Raw genomic sequence first — 21,961 nt, 5'->3', positions numbered from 1 at the left:
TCATGCGCGGCCGAACAGCAGCGAGCAGTTGTTGCCGCCGAAGCCGAAGGAGTTGTTCATCGCGTAACGGACCTGTGCGTGGGCATTGGCGAAGCGGATCTGCGGGCCGCATTCGGGATCGGGTTGTTCGCTGTTGAGAGTGCCGGGGAGCAGGCCGTCGCGCAGCGCCAGCAGCGCGAACACCGACTCGACGATCCCGGCCGCGCCCAGCGTATGCCCGGTCCAGGCCTTGGTGGAACTGGCATGCAGGGTGGCCGGGAACAGCGCGGCGACCGCCGCGGCCTCGACGCTGTCGTTGGCCGGGGTGGCGGTGCCGTGCAGGTTCAGGTAGCCGATCTCGGCCGCGTCCACGCCTGCGCGCTGCAGCGCGCCGCCCATCGCCAGGCGCGCGCCCAGGCCCTGCGGGTGCGGCGCGGACATGTGGTGCGCGTCGCTGGATTCGCCATAGCCGCACAGCAGCGCCAGCGCCGGCGGTGCGCCCGCGGCATCGGTGCGCTCCAGCAGCGCATAGCCGCCGGCTTCGCCCAGCGACAGCCCGACCCGGCGCACGTCGAATGGCCGGCACAGCTCCGGCGACACCAGCTGCAGCGCGTTGAAGCCGAACAGCACGCTGCCGCACAGCGTGTCCACGCCGCCGACCAGCGCCGCATCCACCACCCCTGCGGCGATCAGCCGCGCCGCCTGCGCGAACACCTTCGCGCTGGACGAACACGCGGTGGCGACGGTGATGCACGGTCCGCGCAGGCCGGTGGCGGCGCGTACGAAATCGCCCAGCGAATGCGGCGTGTGCACGATCGGCCGCTCCAGGTCGGCGGGGAAACGCGCACCCTCGGCGTCCTGCTCGAGCCGGGTATAGGCCTCTTCGCTGGCGCCGATGCTGGAGGTGGACGTGCCCATCACCACCGCCACGCGCTCGGCGCCATGGCGTTGCGCGGCGGCGGCGACCGTCTCGCGCAGGCCGTCCTGCTGCAGCGCCAGCCAGGCCAGGCGGTTGTTGCGACATTCCCAGGCGGCCAGCGCCGGCGGCAGCGGCAGTGTTTCCAGCGCATCCACGCGGCCGATCCAGCAGGGCAGCGGCTGCGCGCCGAAATCGTTGCGGCGCAGGCCGCTGCGGCTGTCGCGCAAGGCCGTGGCCTGAGCCTGCAATCCGCTGCCGAGCGCGGTGGTCGCGGTGTACGCACGAATTGCGACGGGTGCCATGCGGGGCGACGGGGACGCTTCGGTCACGCGATATTCCGTAAAGAATGGATCAGGGGAGTATATCGGCGCGGTCCACAAAGCCGTGAAGCGCGCGCGGCCACGCTGAACGTGAACGGGCACGCCGCGTGCATTTATAAATGCAGCGCGGCGCGCGCGCTTTCGCCGCTGGCGCATTTCCTCCACAATCGCTTGCCTTTCCACGCCAGGCGCACGCCACGGGCATGCAAGCCTACGTCTACAAAAGCCAACGCAAGCCGGACACCTATCTCTACCTCGCCAAGCGCGACGATTTCGGCTGTCTGCCGCCGCCGCTGCTGGCGTCGTTGCAGCCGCTGCTGTTCGTGCTGGACGTGGCGTTGACCGCCGAACGCACCCTGGCCCGGACCGACCCCGCGGCGGTACGCGCGAACCTGGCCGGCTGCGGCTTCCATCTGCAATTGCCGCCGCTGCCCGACGGCCGGACCGATCGCCACGATGACTGAATCCCCCTTCCGCGCGCGCGCTCCCTGGATCGCCGCCGCGCTGGGCGCGCTGCTGGCGCTGGTCGCCGGGTTCGGCCCGCTGGCCGCCGCCCTGGGCGCGTGGCTGGCACAGCCGGCGTTCGCACTGGCGCTGTCCTGGTCCCGCGGCAGCCGGCCGCGGCCGGCCAGCGTGCCGGCGCTGGGTCGCGAACTGCTGCCGCTGCTGGCGCTGTGGGCCGGCGGACTGGGCCTGGTCGCGCTGCTGGTGGCCTGGCCGCTGGCGGCGCTGCGCGACAGTGGCAGCCTGGCCGCCGCCCTGGCGCTGAGCGTGGCCGCCAGCGCGGCGCTGCTCGGGCTGTGGCGCACCTGGCCGCTGTGGCACGGCAGCGAGTGCGAGGGCGGCGCGCTGGGCGCGCGCTGGCAGGCGCTGGCGCAGCAGGACGTGCAGGCCTGGCGCGGACTGGCGGTGGCGGCGCTGGTGTTGCTGCTGGCCGGGGTCGGCGTGCTGCTGGCCTGGCCCGGATTGCTGGCCGCCGCGGCGCGCTGGCCGCTGGCGCTGGCCTATGCGCTGCTGTCGCCGCTGCTGCATGCGCTGCTGCAGCGCGTGGCGCCGCCGCAGGCGCTGCCGTCGCCGGTGCGGACCACCTCGGCCGACCTGTTCGCCGAACTGAGCGCCAATGCCGCGCCGCGCGAGGACGAAGCGGCGCCGGCGGCGGACGAACTGCACGCGGCGCTGTACGACGCCGCGCGCGGCGGCCGCGTGGATCGCGCGCTGCAGTTGCTGCAGTCCGGCGCCGACCCGCACGCGCTGCCGGCGCCGGATTGGCGCGACCAGCGCAGCCTGCCGGTGCTGGCCGCGGTGCTGCCGGACCTGCGCCTGCTGCGCGAGCTGATCGTGCGCGGGGTGGACGTCAACCAGCCGCACCTGGGCATGACCCCACTGCTGGCCGCGACCCGCGACAGCTGGCACGGCCGCCCCGAGGCGGTGATGACCCTGCTCGCCAACGGCGCCGATCCGCGCGCCAGCGACAGCGACGGCAACACCCCGCTGCACCATGCCGCGCGCAGTTCCGATCCGGGCGTAGCGGCCTTGCTGCGCGATGCCGCGGCCGAGCTGGACGCGCTGAACCACGACGGCCTGACCCCGCTGGCGGTGGCCTGCCACGTCGGCAACTGGCGCATGGGCAAGTTCCTGCTCGAGCGTGGCGCCAAGCCGGAACCTGCCGAGGGCAGCCCGGTGCTGCTGGCCGCGGCCGGCACCGAGGAAGACGATCCGGCCGGCGTGCAGATGCTGCTCAAGCACAAGGCGCGGGTCGATGCGCGCGACCGCCAGCGCCGCAGCGCCCTGCACGAGGCGGCGCAGGCCGGGCACGTGGAGATCGTCGATGCGCTGCTCGGCGCCGGCGCCAACCTGGAAGCGCGCGACGCCCTGGGCCGCACGCCGTGGCTGGAAGCCGCGCGGCATGGCCGCGTCGCCGTGCTCGAACACCTGCTGCCGCACAAGCCCGACCTGGTCGCGGTCGATGGCGACGGCCGCAACGCGGTGCTGCTGGCCTGCACCGCCGACCAGGTCTCGCCGGGCCTGATCCGGCGCCTGCTGGAACTGGGCATCGCCGCCGCGCAGCCGGACCAGAGCGGCCGCCGCGCGGTCGACCTGGCCGCCGAGGCCGGACGCTGGGCGATCGTCTCCGCGCTGGACCCCGACTACCCGCTGCCGGCCGCGGTCAGCGATGGCCAGGGCGAGGTCGGCAGCGCCAGCCTGCCGGACCGGCCGCCGCTGGAACTGCTGCGCGAAGGCCTGCAACTGGGCCAGCGCGACGGCCTGGCGGCGCTGGCGCGGCTGTGCGCGGCCGAGGAACTGGGCGCGCTGCTGCACGATCCGCACCTGGCGCTGAACCCGCAGGCGGTGGAGTGGCTGCTGGCGCATGGCGCCGCGCCGGAAGTGCTCGATGCCTGCGGCGACACGCCGATGTTCGCGCTGCTGTCGCGCGGCGTGGAAGCGGTGCCCAGCCTGCAGGCGATGCTGCGCCAGGGCGTGTCGCCGGCCGGCCGCGGTGGCCTGACCCGGCTGCTCGCCGCCTGCGCCCAGCACGACCACGCCTCGCGCGCCCTGGAGCAGTTCGCGCTGGAATTGCTCGAACGCGGCGCCGATCCGTTCGCGCCGTCGCCGGCCGGCGATCCGCCGCTGTCGCTGGCGGTGCGCCTGGGCTGGCTGCGCCTGCAACTGCAGCTGCTGGAACGCGGCGCCGACCGCGAGGCGCGCGACAGCCACGGCATGACCGCGCTGCACCTGGCCGCCGCGTTGGGCCGCGAGGCCTCGCTGAAACTGCTGATCCAGCAGGGCGCCTCGCCGGAGGCGCGCGCCGCCGACGGGCAGACGCCGCTGGGCGTGGCCCTGGCCAGCGGCCGCCGCGACCTGGCCGACTGGCTGGACTGGCGGATCTGGCCGTTGCCGCGGCGTCCGCTGCGCGAGGCCGACCTGCCGGCCGCGGCGATGGTCGGCGACGCCGATGCGATCCGTCGCCTGATCGACCTCGGCCTGCCGGTCGATGCGATCGACGCGCAGGGCTGTACCGCGCTGCTGCGCGCCGCCGGCGGCGGCCATGCCGCGGCGGTGGACCTGTTGCTGGCGCGCGGTGCCAACCTGCAGCACGCCGCGGGCAGCGGCGCCACGCCGTTGTCGGCGGCGGTGAGCATGCGCCAGACCGAGATCGTCGCCGCGCTGCTGGCCGCCGGCGCGCAGATCGAACACCGCCTGCCCGGCGGCGTCACCGTGCTGATGCTGGCCTGCGCGCTGGGCCTGCCGGACATCGCCGCGCGCCTGCTGGCGGCGGGCGCCGACGTGCATGCCGGCGACGCGCAGCAGCTGGCGCCGCTGCACTGCGCCGCGCTGTACGGCTTCACCGCGCGCGACAAGTCGCGCCTGCTGGCGCTGCTGGACACCTTGCTGCTGGCCGGCGCCGAAGCCGACCGCAGCGCCGCCGGCGGGGTGACCCCGCTGTTGCTGCTGCTGGGCGCGCGCGCCGAACCGGGCACCGCCTGCGAAGAGCCGGTGGTGCTGGCCGGGGTGGAGCGCCTGCTCGACGAGGACGTGAGCCTGGACGTGCAGGACCCGCGCGGCTTCGGCCCGCTGCACCTGGCCGCGCTGCATGGCCTGCCGCTGCTGGTGCAGCGCCTGCTGCGCGCCGGCGCCGACCCGGACCTGCGCGACACCTTGAACCGCCCGCCGCGCGAGATCGCGGTGATGCGCGGCTTCGTCGATGTCGCCGGGCAGTTCCAGCCGGCGCTGCCGGGCGTGTCGTCGATGGCCCGGTTCCTGCGCGAAGGCCGCTGACGACAGCTGGCTCCGCGTTGTGGCGGTGTATGCGCATGCGTGACCGCCGGCGCGGCGGTCGCGTGGCAGCGCTCGCGCCGCGCCGCCAAAAAAAGCCCGCCATAGGGCGGGCCGGTCGATCTCACGAAAACGCGCGCGGGAGGATTTCCCCTCCCGCGCCCGCCGGCGCGGCGGCGAACGGCGCCGCCGCTTGCCGTTCGCTTACTGCCGCACCACCAGGGTCAGGCCGCTGTAGCTGCCGGACAGGCGCAGGTAATACGTGCCTGCGCTGGACGGCGTGAAGCGGATCGTCTGGGTGGTGCCCGCCCGTACCGAGCGCGTGTCGTAGCTGCTGCTGGTCGGCACCTTGCCGGCTGCCGCGTAGATCGCGACGTTGCCGGTGCCGCCGAAGGTCATGAAGCTCACCGCCTTGCCGGCTTCGGCCTGGAAGCTGTACAGCGCGTCGCCGCGCTGGCTGCTGAGGCCGCTCAGTTCGACCTTGTTGCTGAGGGTCTTGGTCGGCGGCACGCAACTGCTGTCCGCCGGGTCGCACGGCGGTGTCGTCGCCATCTGCAACAGCATGTCGATGTCCAGAATGCCGGCACCGATCGGCGTGCTGGTCGGGATCGCCACCGGGAACGGACGCGCGCTGGCGCGCAGCAGGTCGCGCATGCCGCTCCAGGTGAACGGGGTCTTGGCCACGCTCTGCACCATCGCCACCGCCGCGGCCACATGCGGCGAGGCCATCGAGGTGCCGGCCATGCCGCCGATCTGCCACTCGCCGGTCGGACCCTGCGTACTGGCATTGACCACCTGGAAGATGTAGCCGTTCGGGTTGCCGTCGACGCCGCCGCCGCCGCCCGGCGCGGCGATGTCCACGCGCGTGCCATAGCTGGAGTAGCTGGCGCGGCCGCCGTTGACGCGCGTGGCGCCGACGCTGATCACGCCGTTGCAGGAGGACATGGTGTAGGTGGCGGCGTCGGCGTTGGAGTTGCCTGCGGCCACCACGACGATGCTGCCGGCGGCGTTGATCTTGTCGATCGCGTCCTGGTACAGCTGCGGGCAGCTCTCCGGTCCGCTGCTGCCGAGGCTCATGTTGATCACTTCGGCCGGATTCGGGTTGGTCGGCAGGCCGTCCACCGGCAGCCCTGCCGCCCACAGCATGCCGTCGGCAATGTCGCTGCCGAAGCCGCCGCACGAGCCGAGCACGCGTACCGGCAGGATCTTGGCGTCATGGGCCAGGCCGGCGGTGGCCAGGTTGTTGTTGGTGACCTGGGCGATGGTGCCGGAGACGTGGCTGCCGTGCCAGGAGCTGGCTTCCGCCGGATTGCCCGACCCACCCAGGGCGTTGCAGTAGTCCACGTCGACCCAGTCGCCCAGGTCGAAACCGCCCGCTGCGCGTCCGTCCTGGTCGCGGCGCGAGATGCGATGGTCGGTGATCATGTCGTAGCCGGGCAGCACATTGGCGGCCAGGTCCGGGTTGTCCTTGACCACGCCGGTATCGACCACCGCCACCACCACGCCCTGGCCGGTGGAGCGGGTCCAGGCCTGCTCGGCATTCACCCCGCCGACCGGATCGTGGAAATTCCACTGCAACTGGGCGTAGGCCGGATCGTTCGGCGCGGTCGCGGCCCCCGTCGCGGTCGCGGTCGTGCGCGGCAGGGTCACCCTGGCTTCGTCCAGGCGTTGGTAAAGCCGGTCGTCCTGCACCGAAACCACGGAGGGATCGGCCTTGAGTTCGGCGACGAATGCATCACGTTCGCTATCGCTGAGGTGGCGCGAGGTCTGCACCACATGCCAGCCCGGCACCGCCATCTCGCGCAGCACCTTGGCGCTGACCGCACCGCGCGCCGGCAGGTCGCTGCTGGCCGCTCTGGCCTGCTGCAGGCTGCTGCGCGACACGGCGCTGGACAGGGTGCCGTCGAGCAGGCGCCGCGCCTGGTTGCCGGTGTCGCGGGTCTTGACGATGAAGCGCTGACCCTGGTTCGCGGTCTGCGCGGATTGCGCAACCGCGTCGTGCACACCGCCCAGGCCGATGGTCGGCGTGGCGGCGTGGGCGCTGCCGACGGCAAGGGCGGCGGCGAGGGCGGCGGCGAGTTTGTCGGAGGAAATCATCTGCAGGTCCTAGAGAAACGAGAAGGAAGAGAAGAAACGCACGGCGCGTTGCGCCCCGCGTGCGATCACAGGTCCACGCCCACGCCGATGCCGGCGGAGGAATCGCTGCCGCTGAACGAGCCGCCCAGGCTGAACGAGGCGCGCGTGCCGAGCTTCTTGGCGTAGCCGATCGACAGCGCCTGTTCGCCGCCCTGGAAGCCGGCACCCACCGACACGCGTCCGCGCGGGCTCTGCGTGCCGGCGGCGTTGATCGCCATGTTGAGCATCGCCGCGCTCATCGCGCCCAGCCGGTCCATGCGCCGGTCCATGCCGTCCAGGCGGTGCTCGGTGTCGGTACGCAGCTGGTTGAAGCTGTCGTCGAGCGCGGTGACGCGGGTGTTGGTGTAGGCGTTGGCGCTGCTCAGCGTGGCGCTGTCGCCGGAACGCATCTGCGCTACGTTGGCCGCATCGGTGCCGGCGCTGCCGGCGGCGACGTTGGCGATCTGGCGCTCGTTGCCGCTGCTGCCAACCGAGACCGTGTTGGCGCGGTCGGCGACCGAGCCCTGGCCCAGGGCGACCGCATTGCTGGCGGTGACCGACGCGCCCTGGCCGAGCGCGGTGCCGGAGGCGGCGCTGACGCTGGCGCCTTCGCCGACCGCCACCGCATTGGTCGCGACCGCGGCGATGCGGGCGTTGGCGCCGACCGCGGTGCTGCCGTCGGCGTTGACCTTGGCATTGGCGCCGATCGCGGTGTCGTTGGGGCCGTAGGCCAGCGATTGGGCGCCCAGCGCCAGGCCGTTCTCGCCATTGGCGGTGGCGCCGGAGCCCACCGCGACCGCGTTGGTGCTGGTGCCGGTGCTGGGGGGCGCGGTGTCGCCGCCGCCGATGCTGACGCCTTGGCCGCCGCCGGAATTGGCGATGGCGTTGATGCGGGTGTCGAAGCCGGTCAGCGCCGTGTCGAACGCGCCCATTGCCGAGCCCAGGTCGTTATAGCGCGTGCCCTGTACCAGATAGCTGCCGCCGATCAGGTTGCCGTTGGCATCCACCGTGCTGCCGGCGCCGAACGCGCTGGCCACGCCGCGCAACTGCGCCAGGTTGACCGCATCGGTATCGGTGGTGCCGGCGGCCAGGTTGGTGAGCTGGCGCTCGGCGCCGGCGTGGCCGATGGAGAGGGTGTTGTCGCGCTCGGCGACCGAGCCCGAACCCAGCGCCACGCTGTTGTTGGTGACGATCTGCACGTCGTTGACGTAGGTGGAGTTGCCGACCCGCGCACCGGCGCCGATCGCGACCGACTGGTTGCCATGGACGTCCGCGCCGGTGCCCATCGCGATGCTGTCGTAGAAAAGAATCGGGGCGGCGTCGCCTCCAAAAACACCGTTCCAGACCATCGCATTGCCGATGGCGATGCTGCGGGTGCCGCCGGCCCAGGCGCCGCTGCCGATGGCGGTGGAGTCCGGCTGCAGCGCCAGTGCGGCAGACCCGACTGCGGTGGCGTTTTCCGCCTGCGCGAAGGCCTGCGGGCCGACGGCCACGCCGCGATCGCTCAGCGCCCGCGCGCCATTGCCCACGGCGAGGGCCCATTCGCCGGTCGCCTGCGTCTGCGCGCCCAGGGCGACCGCAGCATATTGGTTGGCGGTGGCGCTCTGGCCCAGCGCGACGGTGCGCTCGGAACTTGCCTCGGCCAGCACGCCGACCGCGGTGGAACTGTAGGCGGTGGCCATCGCGCCGCCGCCCACCGCGGTGGACAGCGGGCCGGTGGCCTGGGTGGCCTGCAACTGTATCCCTGCCGAGCCCAAGCCGTATTCGCCCACGTCGACGATGCCGCCGACGGCGACGCTGGAAATGTCGCTGGCGATCGCGCCGGCACCGGCGGCCACGTTGTACTTGCCGCTGGCCTGGGCGCCGGCGCCCAGCGCGGTCGCGGCCATGCCGGAGGCGGATGTCTGCTGCAGGATGACCGCACCGTTGGGCTGGGAGGAGAAGTCCAGGTCGAGCATGCCGCCGACCGCGGTGGTGGAGACGTCGGTGGCCAGGCTGTTGTGGCCCACCGCCAGCGCCTGGTTGGCGTAGCTGACCGCGCCTGCGCCGAGCGCGACGGTGCCGGTGCCGACCGCCGAGGCGGCCTCGCCGGCGGCCAGCGCCTCGTCGCCGTCGGCGTAGGCGCCGGCGTTGCTGCTGTCGCTGCCGGTGGCCTGGAAGTAGAGGGCGGTGTCGCCGCTCGCATCCGCTGGCACCGCGTTCGCGTCGGTCGGCGCCGCATCGGCGCTCGTCGCCGGGGTCGCAGTCGGGGTCGCAGTCGGGGTCGCAGTCGGGGTGGCGGCCGAAACCGCAGCCGGGGCAGTGGCGGCCTGCGCCAGCGACGAGGTCGCCAGGCACAGCGCGCAGGCCAGCGCCAGCGCGCTACGGGCGCCGGTGCGCGAAACGGCGGGCGCGGCATGGCGGATCGGGCGATAGGCGGCGGTGCCGCGTATGGTCGTGCATTCGTTCATGGCGATCTCTCGGTTCTTATGCGGATGGACAGGAGGCGACGTCAGCGGCGCGCAGGCGCGCCGCTTCGGGATCGGTGGTCTTGGGATGCGCCGCTGACCCTGGGCGCGCTCCGTGCAGCGAACTTAGGCGCTGCGTCATTTGCTTGTCACCCGCAAGTTCTCGCCCGATCATCACCGGGTTCTCACCGAGTCGGTGGGATGGGGAGCACATTCGGATGGTGAGGGCATTGTTGAACTGGTTCGACCGGGCGCCGGTCGTGGACGAGGTGGACCGGCGCAACGTGCGGGTGATCCAGCTGTTGCTGCTGTTCCTGGCGATCACCATTCCGGCCACGTTCGCCGTCGCGCTGACCCTCGCTTGGCCGCAATTGAGCGGACGCGCGGTGCCGCCCGGGATGGTGGTGTCGCTGACGATGAGCCTGCTGATCGCGCTGTGCGCCGCGATCGGCTTCATGCGCGTACGCCGCGGCGCGCTGCGCGGGGGCGTTGGCTTGCTGTTGGCCGCGATGCTGGCGTCGCTGCTGGTCAATGCCGCGGTCAACGGTCTGCAGCGTCAGTTGCCGGACCAGCTGGCGCAGATGCTGGTGCTGATCCTGGCCGGGCTGGTGCTGGGGCGCCGCGCGCTGTGGATCACCTTCGGCGCGCTGCTGCTGATGCTGGGCCTGGGTGTGGGCCACGACGCGCTGCTGGAATTCGTCGAGGACCCGGGGCGCGCGTTCTACAACCTGCCGTCGGTGCTGTTCAGCTACCTGCTGGTGACGCTGCTGCTGGATCGCACCACCGAAGCGCTGCGCGAGAGCCTGCGCGAATCCAATGCGCGCGGGCATCGCCTGCAGCAGGAAATGCTGGCACGCGAACGCGCGCAGGCGCAGCTGATCCATGCGCAGAAGCGCGAGATCGTCGAGCGCATGGCTGGCGGCCTGGCGCACGACTTCAACAACGTGCTGGCGGTGATCGTCGGCTTCTCCGCCACTCGCCACGACGACGAGGCCGGCAGCGACGGCGAGCGCATCGCGCTGCTGGAAAACAGCCTGGCGTCGGTGGAGGAATCGGCACGGCGCGGCATGGCGGTCATCCGCCGGCTGCTGCGCTTCAGCCGCCGCGATGGCGAACAGGCCGAGGACTTCGACGCCGCGGCCGCCATCGAGGCGTTGCAGCCGATGCTGCGGCAACTGCTGGAAGCGCGCATCGTGCTGCGCTGCGCCTTGCCGGCGACGCCGGCGCCGATCCACCTGGATCGCAGCCAGTTCGAACTGATGCTGCTCAACCTGGCCAGCAACAGCCGCGACGCCATCGCCGACCGCGGCCATCTGGATATCGCCGTGCGCAGCGAGGACGCATGGACGATCATCGAGATCGCCGACGACGGCCAGGGCATGCCGGCGGACGTGATGGCGCGCGTGTTCGAGCCGTTCTACAGCACCAAGCCCGCCGACAGCGGCACTGGGCTCGGCCTGGCGGTGGTGCACGACCTGGTGGTGCGCAGCGGCGGCCGCATCCAGGTGCACAGCGAACCGGGCGTGGGCACCCGCTTCCGCATCGCCTTGCCGCAGGCAGCCGCGGCGGCCGGCAATGCCGCCGTGGCTGCCGCTCAGCCGGCCGGATCGAAGATGTAGCCCTTGCCGTGCACCGCCGCCAGCGGCAGGGCGATGCCGCAACGGCGCTGCGCCTTGCTGCGCAGGCGGTGCACCATCGAGTCGAGGCGGTGCGCGTCGAAGTCGTACACGCGGTCGGTCAGCGCCGCGATCAACGCTTCGCGCGCGACCAGCAGGCCGGGCTGCTCGAGCAGGCGCTGGCACAGGCGGCGTTCGCTCGCGGTCAGCGCCGCCGCCGCGCCGGACGGGGCCAGCAGGCACCAGCCGTCCTCGCTGAGCTGCCAGCGGCCGCGCGCCGGTTCCAGCGGAGTGCCGCCCAGGCGCCGGGTCAGGCTGTGCAAGGTCGCCGCCAGCAGGTCGATCTCCACCGGCTTGGACAGGTAGGCATCGGCGCCGCCGGTGAGTCCGCGCACGCGGTCTTCGGTCTCGCCCAGGCTGGTCAGCATGACGATGCCGATGGCCGGATACTGCTGGCGCAACTCCCGCGCCACGGTGAAGCCGTCGGTGTCGGGCAGGCCGACGTCGAGCACCACGATGTCGGCGGGCCAGGTCCGCAGCCGCGCCTGCAGTTCGGCGCCGCTGCCGCAGCCATGGGTGTCGAAGCCGAAACGGCGCAGACCCGGGAGCAGGATGCGCTCGCGCAGCGTTGGATCGTCCTCCAGGACCAGAACGCGCAGGGCGGCGGCGGCGATAGTGGCATTCATGCGCCGGCGCAGTGTAGCGGCAGCCGGCCGATCGCGTATGCCCGTGGCGCGCGTCGTCGATCCCCGAGCAGGCCTTGATGGCACGCGCTGGCCGGCCGGCGGCCCTTACGCAAAGCAAACGCCGGCGCTGGCAGACTCGCGCTTTCCCGGCGAACGGCGGACATGATGGCAGCACGAATCGAGGACTACGCCATGCTCGGCAATTGCCGTAGCGCGGCGTTGGTGGACAAGCACGGCTCGATCGACTGGCTATGTCTGCCGCGTTTCGATTCCGACGCGCTGTTCGCCGCGCTATTGGGCACGCCGGAGCACGGCCGCTGGTCGATCGCGCCGGTCGGCGAGTTTCGCAGCACGCGCCATTACCGCGACGGCAGCCTGGTGCTGGAAACCGAGTTCGAGACCGATGAGGGCGCCGTGGCGGTGCTGGACTTCATGGTCGCCAGCCACAACGACGACGTGCACAACCACGTGGTGCGCATCGTGCGCGGCTTGCGCGGGCGCGTGCCGCTGCGCATGCAGTTGCAGCTGCGTTTCAACTACGGCCGCACCATCCCCTGGGTGTCGCAGATCGACGGCGGCCTGCAGGCGATCGCCGGGCCTGACCAGATCGCGCTGCGCAGCCCGCAGCCGATGCATGGCCACGGCTTCGCCACCGAAGCGGACTTCGCGCTGGAGGCGGGCGACAGCACTTGGTTCGTGCTCAGCCATGGCGCTTCGCACCTGGAGCTGCCGCCACCGCTGGCGCCGGAACAGGCGCTGGCGCAGACCGAAGCGTTCTGGCATGGCTGGTCGCACCGCTGCGTGCATGCAGGTCCGTGGACCGAGGCGGTGCGGCGCTCGCTGGTGGTGCTGAAGGGCCTGAGCTACCTGCCCACCGGCGCGATCGTCGCCTCGCCCACCACCTCGCTGCCGGAACGGCTCGGCGGCGAGCGCAACTGGGACTACCGCTTCTGCTGGCTGCGCGATGCGGTATTCACCCTGACCGCGCTGCACGCCGCCGGCTACTCCGACGAAGCGTCCGCGTTCCATGGCTGGCTGCAGCGCACCGTGGCCGGCTCGCCGGACCAGTTGCAGGCGCTGTACGGCATCGGCGGCGAACGGCGCATGCCCGAATGGGAAGTGGACTGGCTGCCCGGCTACGAAGGCGCGCTGCCGGTGCGCGTGGGCAATGCCGCCGCCGGCCAGTTCCAGCTTGACGTGTACGGCGAGGTGATCGCCGCGTTCCATCGCGGCCACCACGAAGGCATGGCGACCGCGGCGCATGGCCGCTCGCTGGCGCGGCAGCTGCTCGAGGAGCTGGAGCAGCGCTGGCGCGAGCCGGACGAAGGCATCTGGGAGATTCGCGACCAGCGCCGCCATTTCGTGCATTCCAAGGTGATGGCGTGGCTGGCGTTCGACTGCGGCGCGCGCGACGGGGTCACCGACGCCGACGCCGCGCAACGCGCGCACTGGCGCGCGCTGGCCGACGAAGTGCATGCGCAGGTGCTGGAGCAGGGCGTGCACCGCGACGGCTATTTCGTGCAGAGCTACGGCAGCGATCGGCTGGACGCGGCGACGCTGCTGATCCCGCTGGTCGGCTTCCTGCCGGCGGACGATCCGCGCGTGGCCGCCACCGCCGATGCGATCGCGCAGCGGCTGAGCATCGACGGCCTGGTCGAGCGCTACCGCGCCGACGACGACAGCGGCGACGGCCTGCCGGCCGGCGAGGGCACCTTCATCGCCTGCAGCTTCTGGCTGGTGGAGAACTACGCGCTGCTCGGGCGCATGGCGCAGGCGCGCACGCTGTTCGAACGCCTGCTCGGCCTGTGCAACGACGTTGGCCTGCTGGCCGAAGAATACGATCCGCGCAGCGGCCGCATGCTCGGCAACTTTCCGCAGGGTTACTCGCACGTGGCGCTGGTCCACGCCGCGTTGCGCCTGCATGGCTTAATCGGCGAACAGGAAACCCATCCATGAGCGAAGCGACGCAAACCACTCCTCCGTGCCTGATCGTGGTGTTCGGCGCGCGCGGCGACCTGACGCGGCGCCTGGTGCTGCCGGCGCTGTACAACCTGCGCCGCAGCGGCGCATTGCCCGAACAGTTCGCGGTGATCGGCGTGGACCACGGCGACATCAGCGAAGCCAGCTGGCGGCGCCTGCTCGGCACCGCGCTGCACGGTCTGATGGCCGACCGCGATGCCGAGTTCAAGGCCGACGGCCTGGACGAGGACGTGTGGAACTGGCTGCGCACGCGCCTGCACTACCTGCGTGGCGATTTCGCCGATGCGGCCACTTATCGCGCGCTGGGCGAGGTGATCGCCAAGTACGACGCGCAGTACCAGACCGGCGGCAACGTGCTGTTCTACCTGGCCACCGCGGCGCGCTTCTTCGCCCCGGCGATCGAGCAGCTGGGCGCGGCGGGGTTGGTCAAGCAGCCCGCCGGCGGCGGCTGGCGCCGGGTGATCGTGGAGAAGCCGTTCGGCCACGACCTGCGCAGCGCCAAGGAGCTCAACGCCATCGTCGGCCGCGTGCTCGACGAGGACCAGGTGTTCCGCATCGACCACTTCCTGGGCAAGGAGACGGTGCAGAACATCCTCGCCTTCCGCTTCGCCAACGGCCTGTTCGAGCCGGTGTGGAACCGCGACCGCATCGACCACGTGCAGATCACCGCCGCCGAGACCATCGGCGTGGAAGGGCGCGGCGGTTTCTACGATCCCACCGGCTGTTTGCGCGACATGGTGCCCAATCATCTGTTCCAGCTGCTGGCGATGATCGCGATGGAGCCGCCGGCGGCGTTCACGCCCGCGTCGATGCTGCGCCGGCGCGCCGAGGTGATCGAGGCGGTGCGGCCGCTGGCCCCGGGCGACGTGGTGCGCGGCCAGTACGCGGCCGGCGCGATCGGGCGCAATGCGGTGCCCGGTTACCGAGAGGAAGACACGGTGCCTTCCGATTCCAACACCGAGACCTACGTGGCGATGAAGCTGCAGGTCGACACCTGGCGCTGGGCCGGGGTGCCGTTCTACCTGCGCACCGGCAAGCGCCTGCGCGAACGCACCACCGAGATCGCGATCCGCTTCAAGCCGGCGCCGCTGGCGCCGCTGCGCAGCGCCGAAATCGGCGGCTACGGCCCCGACTGGCTGGTGCTGCACATCCAGCCCGACGAAGGCATCTCGCTGCAGTTCGACGTCAAGCGACCGGGCGCGCGGGTCAGCCTTGCGCCGGTGCGCATGGACTTCCGCTATCGCGACTGGTTCCCGAAGGAATACACGGTCGGCTACGAACGCCTGCTGCAGGACTGCATGAACGGCGAGGCCGGCCTGTTCCAGGACGCGACGATGGTCGAAGCGGCCTGGCGCATCGTGCAGCCGATCCTGGATGCCTGGCAGGCCTCAGCCGACGAAGTGGCGCAATACCCGGCCGGCAGCGCCGGCCCGGCCGCCGCCGACGCATTGCTCGCGCTCAACGGCGGCCACAGCTGGCGCACCCTGACCGCCGGCCGCCGCCCACCGCCGCGGCGCCCAGCGGAAGGCGGCGCCGACGCCAAGTCGGCAGCGCCGGCGAAGCGTGCGGCCGCTGCCAAGCCTGCCGCCTCCAAGGCCAAGGCGGCAGGCGCCGGCAAGCCCAAGCGCGCCGCTTCGCCCAAGAAGGCGGTCGCCTCGGCCAAGAAGACAGAAGGCAAGAAGACAGCTGCGCCGAAGAAGGCAGTCAAGTCCGCGTCCGGGAAAGCGAGCAAGCCGGTGGCGAAGAAGGCGCCTGCGACCGCCGCCAAGCGCGCCGTGGCGAAGCGCTGACCGGCGCCGCGCTCCGTCCTCATGGCAGGGACTCCGGGTGGCATTGGGGCCATCCGTCGCGATCGGCGCGGGCTGCAGTCGGGACTGAAGTCCCTCCCACAGTGCCTCCGGCGCGCCAGCCGCGAGTGCTGCAGCAGCGAGCCCGCTGCAATTCTGTAGGAGCGGCTTCAGCCGCGACAAACGAAGCGGCGGAGCAGGCAGGTTCGGCATTCTGTCGGGGCTGAAGCCCCTCCTACAAAGGCACCCGCCACGCACGAAACCCTGTAGGAGCGGCTTCAGCCGCGACAAACGAAGCCGCGAAATCGTCAGATTTCGGATCCTGTCGGAACCGATGGCCCAAGACCATCAGCATTCCCTTCCACAACATCCAGCAAGCCGGCCGCAAGTCCTGTAGGAGCGGCTTCAGCCGCGACGAACGCAGCGACGGAGCCCACCGGCCTCGCATCCCGTCGGGGCCGACGCCCCGCCTACAAGCGCTCCAGCAGCAGCTCGCGAACACCTGTAGGAGCGGCTTCAGCCGCGACAAACGAAGCAAGGATCCAACCGGCATCCGGCACCGCCCTTGACCGACATCCCTGCCGCCTGTGCTCTCGCCGCACACGCCACGCAAGCGCCGCACCACCAACACCGCTACGACTGCGTCTTCGCCGCCGCCGCCGCATCGGCCGCCGCTTCCCCAGGCACCTCGCTCACATCCGCCTCGAACAGCTGCATCAGATCCGCGCGCGCATCGCGCGAGGTCTGCACCACCGCCGCTTCGTCGTCGTAGACCAGGTGCTGCGCGCGCAACAGCTGCTCGTCGTGCTGGCGGAAGCGGGCGATGCGGTCGCGCGCGGTCTCCGCGCTCAGGCCCAGGTTCACCAGCACCTTTTCGCTCAGCTCCAGGCTGGAGGCGAACACCTCGCGGAACGGCTCGGCGCCCAGGTCCATCAGCCGCCAGGCGTGCTGGCGGTTGCGCGCGCGCGACAGCACCTGCGCCTTCGGATACAGGCGGCGGATCAGCCGCGTGGTCTTGATGTTGGTTTCCGGATCGTCCATCGCCACCACGAAGATGCCGATGCTGTCGCTGCCGGCCGCGCGCAACAGGTCCGGACGGCTGGGGTCGCCGTAATAGATCTTGTTGCCGAAGCGGCGCAGGTCTTCCACCGTGTCCGGGTTGTGCTCCAGCGCCACGAACGGGATGCGCTGCGCGGTCAGCAGGCGCGCCACGATCTGGCCGAAACGGCCCATGCCGGCGATCAGCACCTGCGCGCGCTGCTCGTCCACGGTGTCGTAGTGGGCGGCCGGCGGCGGCGTGCGTTTGGCCTTGGCCGCCTCGCCGCTGTCGAGCAGGCGCTGGATGCCGATCAGCAGCAGCGGCGTCAGCGCCATCGACACGCCGACCACCGCGACCAGGCGGTCGTGGTTGGCGTCGTCCAGCAATTGCACGCGCTGCGCCTCGGTGAACACCACGAACGCGAATTCGCCGCCCAGCCACAACAGGCTGCCCAGCAACAAGGCGCTGCGCAGCGGCAGCCGCGCCACCCGGCCGATGCCGACCAGCAGGCTGAACTTGACCAGCAGCAGCGTGGCCACGCCGCCGGCGATCAGCCACGGCTCGGCGACGATGCGGTCCAGGTCGATGCCCATGCCCACGGCGATGAAGAACACGCCCAGCAGCAGGCCCTGGAACGGTTCGATCTGCGCCTCCAGCTCGTGCCGGAATTCCGAGTCGGCCAGCAGCACCCCGGCCAGGAACGCGCCCAGGCTCGGACTCAGCCCGGCCTTCTGCAGGAACCACGCATTGCCCAGCACCACCAGCAGCGCGCTGGCGGTGAATACCTCGGGCATGCGCGTGCGTGCCACGATGCGGAACAGGTAGCGCAGCGCGAAGCGCCCGCACAGCACCACCACCGTCAGCGCGCCCAGCGCCTGCGCCACCTCGGTCCAGGTCAGGGTGTCGTTCTTGGCCCCGCCGAGCAGCGGGATCGCTGCCAGCAGCGGGATCGCGATCAGGTCTTGGAACAGCAAAATCGCGAAACCGAGCCGGCCGTAGTCGCTGTTGAGCGCCTTGCGCTCGGCCAGCAACTGCAGGCCCACCGCGGTGGACGACAGCGCCAGCGCCAGGCCCACCACCAGCGCGCTCTTCCAGTTCAGGTCCAGGCACAGCAGCAGCACGCCCAGCGGCAGCGCGGTCAGCACCACCTGCGCGGTACCGGCGCCGAACACCGCGCGCCGCATCAGTTTCAGCCGCGCCGGCGACAGTTCCAGGCCGATCAGGAACAGCAGCATCACCACGCCGATCTCGGCGGCGTTGAGGATGCGCTCGGTGTCCTGCACGAAGCCCAGCCCGTCCGGGCCCAGCACCACGCCGGCGGCGAGATAGGCCAGCACCGCACCCAGGCCCAGGCGTTTGAACACCGGCACCGCGATCACCGCGGCCAGCAGCAAGACCAGCGCCAGCTCCAGGCCGCCGCTATGCATGAGTCGTCTCCATCGCGCCATTATGCGGCCGCCACGCGACCGTCCGCTTACCCGGATTGGGGGAAGCGGCAGGCGGATGCCGACCTTCGGCATCGGCGGGATGCCAGGCGGGGCGCTGGGGGGCGCCTTGGCGGCTTTGGGCCACCGGTGCCGACAAGGTGCGAAGCCGGCAAGCGTCCCTGCTTCGTTCGTCGCGACTGAAGTCGCTCCCACAGGAACTCGCGGCCAGCGTCCGGGTGCACTGTAGGAGGGGCTTCAGCCCCGACAGAATACCGAACCTGCCAGCTGCACCGCTTCGTTCGTCGCGGTTGAAACCGCTCCTACAGGGAACTCGCGATAGGCCGAAGGTGCACTGTAGGAGGGGCTTCAGTCCCGACAGAATGCCGAACCTGCCAGTTGCGCCGCTTCTTCGTTCGTCGCTGTTGAAACCGCTCCTGCAGGGACCTCGCAACTGGCCGGAGGTGCACTGTGGGAGGGACTTCAGTCCCGACGCATGGACGCCGGAACCCACCGCCTTTCCCGCATCGCCCGAAGCCGCGATCCGGCAGGCCGCGACGCATCCGCATCCCCCGATCATCCCCGCGCCAGCATCACCCGTGTACCGTTGGCGCACCGCTTGCCCGCCCGCGCCCGCCATGAGCACCTACCACCTGCAGTCCGTGTTCCGCCCCGCCTCGGTCGCCATCGTCGGCGGCAGTCCGCGCGAGCGCTCGGCCGGGCGCGCGGTGGTGCGCAACCTGCGCGCCGCCGGGTTTCCCGGGCAGATCGGCTGGGTCAGCCCGCGCTACCGCGAGATCGACGGCGTGCCCACCGTGCGCGGACTCACCGATCTGCCGTGGGTGCCGGACCTGGTGGTCATCACCGCACCGGCGCGGATCGTGCCGCGCATCGTCGCCATCGCCGCGCGGCGCGGCGTCGCCGCGGCGATCATCCTCACCGCTGGTCTGGGCGAAGGCCCCGGCTCGGCCGCGGCGCGGGTCGAGGCGGCCGCGCGCGCCAAGGGCCTGCGCATCCTCGGCCCGCATTGCCTGGGCGTGATCGCTCCGCACGCCAAGCTCAACGCCAGCATCGCCGCGCACTGCCCGCAACCGGGCGACCTGGCGCTGATCTCCGAATCCAGCGCCATCGCCGCCGCCCTGGTGGAGTGGGGCGTGGCGCGCTCGGTCGGCTTTTCCGCGGTGGTGTCGCTGGGCGACGCGCTGGACGTGGACTTCGGCGACTTGCTCGACTACTTCGCCACCGACTACCGCACCCGCGCCATCCTGCTGTACGTCGAACACATCCACGACGCACGCAAGTTCATGTCCGCCGCGCGCGCCGCGGCGCGCGCCAAACCCGTGGTGGTGGTGAAATCCGGGCGCCTGCTGCGCATCGATCCCAATGCCGACACCCACGTGCAGGCACTGGCCAGTTCCGACGCGGTCTACGGCGCGGCCTTCGCCCGCGCCGGCCTGCTGCGCGTGCGCGCGCTGGACGAACTGTTCGCCGCGGCCGAGACCCTGGGCCGGCTCAGCACCTTCCCCGGCCGGCGCCTGGCGATCCTCAGCAACGGCGGCGGCGTCGGCCGGCTGGCGGTGGACAAGCTCGCCGACCTCGGCGGCACCCTGGCCGCGCTGTCGCCGCAGACCCTGCAACGCCTGGAGCAGGCGCTGCCGCAGGAGTGGTCGCACGCCAACCCGGTGGACATCGTGGTCGACGCCGATGGCGACCGCTATGCCGCCGCCGCCGAAGCGCTGCTGGCCGATCCGGAGAACGACGCGGTGCTGGTGGTCAACGTGCCGACCGCCTTCACCTCCTCGGCCGACGCGGCGCAGGCGCTGACCCGCACGCTCGGCCTGCGTCCGCGCCACCACCGCGACAAGCCGGTGTTCGCGGTGTGGCTCGGCAACGACGAAAGCGCCACCGCCACGCTCAACGCCGCGCACATCCCCACCTACGCCACCGAGGCCGACGCGGTGCGCGGCTTCATGCACCTGGTGCGCTACCGCGAAGCGCAGGCGGCGCTGATGGAGACCCCGCCCAGCCTGCCCGAGGATTTCGTGTTCGATGCGGCCACCGCGCGCGGCATCGTCGACGCCGCGCTGGCCGCCGGGCAGACCTGGCTGGATCCGCTGGCCACCACCCGCCTGCTCGCGGCCTACGGCATCCCCACCGCGCCGGTGGTGCATGCCGCCAGCGCCGCAGAGGCTGCGTTGGCAGCGGCACCGATGCTGGCCGAGGGGTTGGCGGTGGCGGTGAAGATCCATTCGGCCGACATCCCGCACAAGTCCGACGTGGACGGCGTGCGTTTGAACCTGGTCAGCGCGCAGGCGGTGCAGGACGCCGCCGAAGGCATCCTCGCCCGCGCGCGCGCCGCGCGTCCGGATGCGCGCATCGACGGTGTGCTGGTGCAGCCCACGCTGCTGCGGCCGAAGGCGCGCGAACTGATCGCCGGCATCGCCGACGACCCTACCTTCGGCCCGGTGATCGTGTTCGGCCGCGGCGGCACCGCGGTGGAAGTGATCGACGACAAAGCGCTGGCGCTGCCGCCGCTGGACCTGCGCCTGGCCCACGAACTGATCGGCCGCACCCGCGTCAGCCGCATCCTCAAGGCCTACCGCGACGTGCCCGCGGCCGACGAGCGCGCGGTGGCGATGGTGCTGGTCAAACTGGCGCAACTGGCCGCCGACCTGCCGGAGATCCGCGAGCTGGACATCAACCCGCTGCTGGCCGACCGCGACGGCGTGATCGCGGTGGACGCCCGCGTGGCGGTGGCGCCGTCGCGGCGCCTGCACAAGGGCCGCGGCCACCCGCGCTTCGCGATCTTCCCGTATCCGAAGGAATGGGAGCGGCGCATCGTGCTCAACGACGGCGCCGCCGCGTTCGTGCGCCCGGTGCGCCCGGAAGACGACGCGCTGTTCCGCAGCTTCTTCGCCCGCGTCACCGACGAGGACCTGCGCCTGCGCTTCTTCCAGGCGGTGAAGCACTTCAGCCACGAATTCATCGCCCGCCTGACCCAGCTCGACTACGCCCGCTCGATCGCACTGGTGGCGATCGAACCCAAGACCGGCGACATGCTCGGCGCGGTGCGCCTGCACGCCGACGCCGACTACGACCGCGGCGAATACGGCATCCTGATCCGCTCCGACCTCAAGGGCCATGGCATCGGCTGGCAACTGATGCGGATCATGATCGAATACGCCGGCTGGCTCGGCCTCAACGTCGTCGAAGGCCAGGTGCTGCGCGAGAACCGCACCATGCTGGCGATGTGCGAACACCTGGGCTTCAAGGCCACGCCTGACCCGGAAGATGCGACGTTGATGGATGTGGTGTTGCCGGTGGGGAAGGGGTGAGGTCTGGGTAACGACCTGCTCCGACGATGGTTCGGAAGACGGAGCGGATCGGGTGTAGGCGTGATGGCAGTGGCCGATCGCGCCGCGTGCTCCACGCCGGCATCTGCGCATGCGTCGGCCTTGGACCGCAACAAAACCCGAGTGAGTAGGGCGTACTCGACATGCACATCGCCAACGTCGGCAGCGCATCCTCGTTCGAAGCAGCGTGGTCGGGATTTACGCAGGAAGAGGCGCACGAGACGTTCTGCGATCAGTTCGCGCGGCGAGTGGCCGAGCGTTATCTGGGCGGAGAGTTGTCGTACGAGGTTGCCGACCGCGCGATAAATGGGCTATATGCGTACTGTTACCATCTGGATTCCGATAGGGGCATGTCCGGTTACGCGTGGGCCGTGTTCGATGCCTTCGAAGCGGGCGAGTACGTGCATGAGGGGGATGGCCCGGAAGCGTCCCCCGATGAAACATACGTTGTGCCGCTCTTGCGGAAGCTGTGCGTGTAATGACTTTCAGCCCGATGCCGCTCCGCGGTGCGGCTCAATCCAG

Annotated in this window: 12 protein-coding genes; 7 read left to right on the top strand and 5 right to left on the bottom strand. The window is 71.4% G+C overall.

Features of this window, described 5'->3' with window-relative positions:
• The gene (locus tag HEP75_RS21060; RefSeq protein WP_185824825.1) at window positions 1–1,200 is read right to left on the bottom strand and encodes a beta-ketoacyl-[acyl-carrier-protein] synthase family protein; all 1,200 of its coding nucleotides are present in this window, start codon (window positions 1,198–1,200) and stop codon (window positions 1–3) included.
• Window positions 1,201–1,421: 221 nt separating this feature from the next.
• Between HEP75_RS21060 and HEP75_RS21055 the strand changes: the two genes are divergently transcribed.
• Window positions 1,422–1,682, top strand: coding sequence for a YcgL domain-containing protein (locus HEP75_RS21055; RefSeq protein WP_185823536.1), 261 nt, complete (start codon window positions 1,422–1,424; stop codon window positions 1,680–1,682).
• Window positions 1,675–4,995, top strand: coding sequence for an ankyrin repeat domain-containing protein (locus HEP75_RS21050; RefSeq protein ID WP_185824824.1), 3,321 nt, complete (start codon window positions 1,675–1,677; stop codon window positions 4,993–4,995). Before HEP75_RS21055 ends, HEP75_RS21050 begins: the two co-directional genes overlap by 8 nt.
• A 201-nt stretch (window positions 4,996–5,196) precedes the next feature.
• On the opposite strand, the gene HEP75_RS21045 is transcribed toward HEP75_RS21050, so the two are convergent.
• Both HEP75_RS21045 and HEP75_RS21040 read right to left on the bottom strand, forming a co-directional pair.
• Entirely contained in the window at window positions 5,197–7,089 is a 1,893-nt protein-coding gene (locus HEP75_RS21045) for a S8 family serine peptidase (protein ID WP_185824823.1), read from the bottom strand.
• 65 nt (window positions 7,090–7,154) lie between these two features.
• Window positions 7,155–9,557 carry a YadA-like family protein gene (locus tag HEP75_RS21040; protein ID WP_185824822.1) on the bottom strand — a complete coding sequence of 801 codons (2,403 nt, stop codon included), beginning with the start codon at window positions 9,555–9,557 and terminating at the stop codon, window positions 7,155–7,157.
• 215 nt (window positions 9,558–9,772) lie between these two features.
• Between HEP75_RS21040 and HEP75_RS21035 the strand changes: the two genes are divergently transcribed.
• Window positions 9,773–11,173, top strand: a complete 1,401-nt coding sequence (locus HEP75_RS21035) for an ATP-binding protein (RefSeq protein ID WP_185824821.1) — start codon at window positions 9,773–9,775, stop codon at window positions 11,171–11,173.
• On the opposite strand, the gene HEP75_RS21030 is transcribed toward HEP75_RS21035, so the two are convergent.
• Complete coding sequence (locus HEP75_RS21030; RefSeq protein ID WP_185824820.1) at window positions 11,149–11,856, bottom strand: response regulator transcription factor; 708 nt, start codon at window positions 11,854–11,856, stop codon at window positions 11,149–11,151. The two genes, HEP75_RS21035 and HEP75_RS21030, sit on opposite strands and share 25 nt — an antisense overlap.
• A gap of 165 nt (window positions 11,857–12,021) precedes the next feature.
• Between HEP75_RS21030 and HEP75_RS21025 the strand changes: the two genes are divergently transcribed.
• Complete coding sequence (locus HEP75_RS21025; RefSeq protein ID WP_185826688.1) at window positions 12,022–13,812, top strand: glycoside hydrolase family 15 protein; 1,791 nt, start codon at window positions 12,022–12,024, stop codon at window positions 13,810–13,812.
• Window positions 13,809–15,626 carry a glucose-6-phosphate dehydrogenase gene (gene zwf / locus HEP75_RS21020; protein WP_185824819.1) on the top strand — a complete coding sequence of 606 codons (1,818 nt, stop codon included), beginning with the start codon at window positions 13,809–13,811 and terminating at the stop codon, window positions 15,624–15,626. Before HEP75_RS21025 ends, zwf begins: the two co-directional genes overlap by 4 nt.
• 630 nt (window positions 15,627–16,256) lie before the next feature.
• Here the strand turns inward: zwf and HEP75_RS21015 are convergent.
• Window positions 16,257–18,089, bottom strand: a complete 1,833-nt coding sequence (locus HEP75_RS21015; RefSeq protein ID WP_185824818.1) for a monovalent cation:proton antiporter-2 (CPA2) family protein — start codon at window positions 18,087–18,089, stop codon at window positions 16,257–16,259.
• Between the two features lie 635 nt (window positions 18,090–18,724).
• Here HEP75_RS21015 and HEP75_RS21010 point away from each other — a divergent pair.
• Both HEP75_RS21010 and HEP75_RS21005 read left to right on the top strand, forming a co-directional pair.
• Window positions 18,725–21,421, top strand: a complete 2,697-nt coding sequence (locus tag HEP75_RS21010) for a bifunctional acetate--CoA ligase family protein/GNAT family N-acetyltransferase (RefSeq protein WP_185824817.1) — start codon at window positions 18,725–18,727, stop codon at window positions 21,419–21,421.
• A gap of 161 nt (window positions 21,422–21,582) precedes the next feature.
• Window positions 21,583–21,918, top strand: coding sequence for a hypothetical protein (locus HEP75_RS21005; RefSeq protein ID WP_185814443.1), 336 nt, complete (start codon window positions 21,583–21,585; stop codon window positions 21,916–21,918).
• Window positions 21,919–21,961: the final 43 nt, after the last annotated feature.

The sequence above is a fragment of the Xanthomonas sp. SI genome, from assembly GCF_014236855.1.
GTDB lineage: Bacteria > Pseudomonadota > Gammaproteobacteria > Xanthomonadales > Xanthomonadaceae > Xanthomonas_A.
This window is presented reverse-complemented; position numbering and strand designations above follow the sequence as displayed.

Bases quoted from the DNA above. Each gene is read 5' to 3' on its own strand.
- HEP75_RS21060 (WP_185824825.1), bottom strand. From the start codon at position 1,200: ATGGCACCCGTCGCAATTCGTGCGTACACCGCGACCACCGCGCTCGGC.
- HEP75_RS21055 (WP_185823536.1), top strand. From the start codon at position 1,422: ATGCAAGCCTACGTCTACAAAAGCCAACGCAAGCCGGACACCTATCTC.
- HEP75_RS21050 (WP_185824824.1), top strand. From the start codon at position 1,675: ATGACTGAATCCCCCTTCCGCGCGCGCGCTCCCTGGATCGCCGCCGCG.
- HEP75_RS21045 (WP_185824823.1), bottom strand. From the start codon at position 7,089: ATGATTTCCTCCGACAAACTCGCCGCCGCCCTCGCCGCCGCCCTTGCC.
- HEP75_RS21040 (WP_185824822.1), bottom strand. From the start codon at position 9,557: ATGAACGAATGCACGACCATACGCGGCACCGCCGCCTATCGCCCGATC.
- HEP75_RS21035 (WP_185824821.1), top strand. From the start codon at position 9,773: ATGGTGAGGGCATTGTTGAACTGGTTCGACCGGGCGCCGGTCGTGGAC.
- HEP75_RS21030 (WP_185824820.1), bottom strand. From the start codon at position 11,856: ATGAATGCCACTATCGCCGCCGCCGCCCTGCGCGTTCTGGTCCTGGAG.
- HEP75_RS21025 (WP_185826688.1), top strand. From the start codon at position 12,022: ATGGCAGCACGAATCGAGGACTACGCCATGCTCGGCAATTGCCGTAGC.
- zwf (WP_185824819.1), top strand. From the start codon at position 13,809: ATGAGCGAAGCGACGCAAACCACTCCTCCGTGCCTGATCGTGGTGTTC.
- HEP75_RS21015 (WP_185824818.1), bottom strand. From the start codon at position 18,089: ATGCATAGCGGCGGCCTGGAGCTGGCGCTGGTCTTGCTGCTGGCCGCG.
- HEP75_RS21010 (WP_185824817.1), top strand. From the start codon at position 18,725: ATGAGCACCTACCACCTGCAGTCCGTGTTCCGCCCCGCCTCGGTCGCC.
- HEP75_RS21005 (WP_185814443.1), top strand. From the start codon at position 21,583: ATGCACATCGCCAACGTCGGCAGCGCATCCTCGTTCGAAGCAGCGTGG.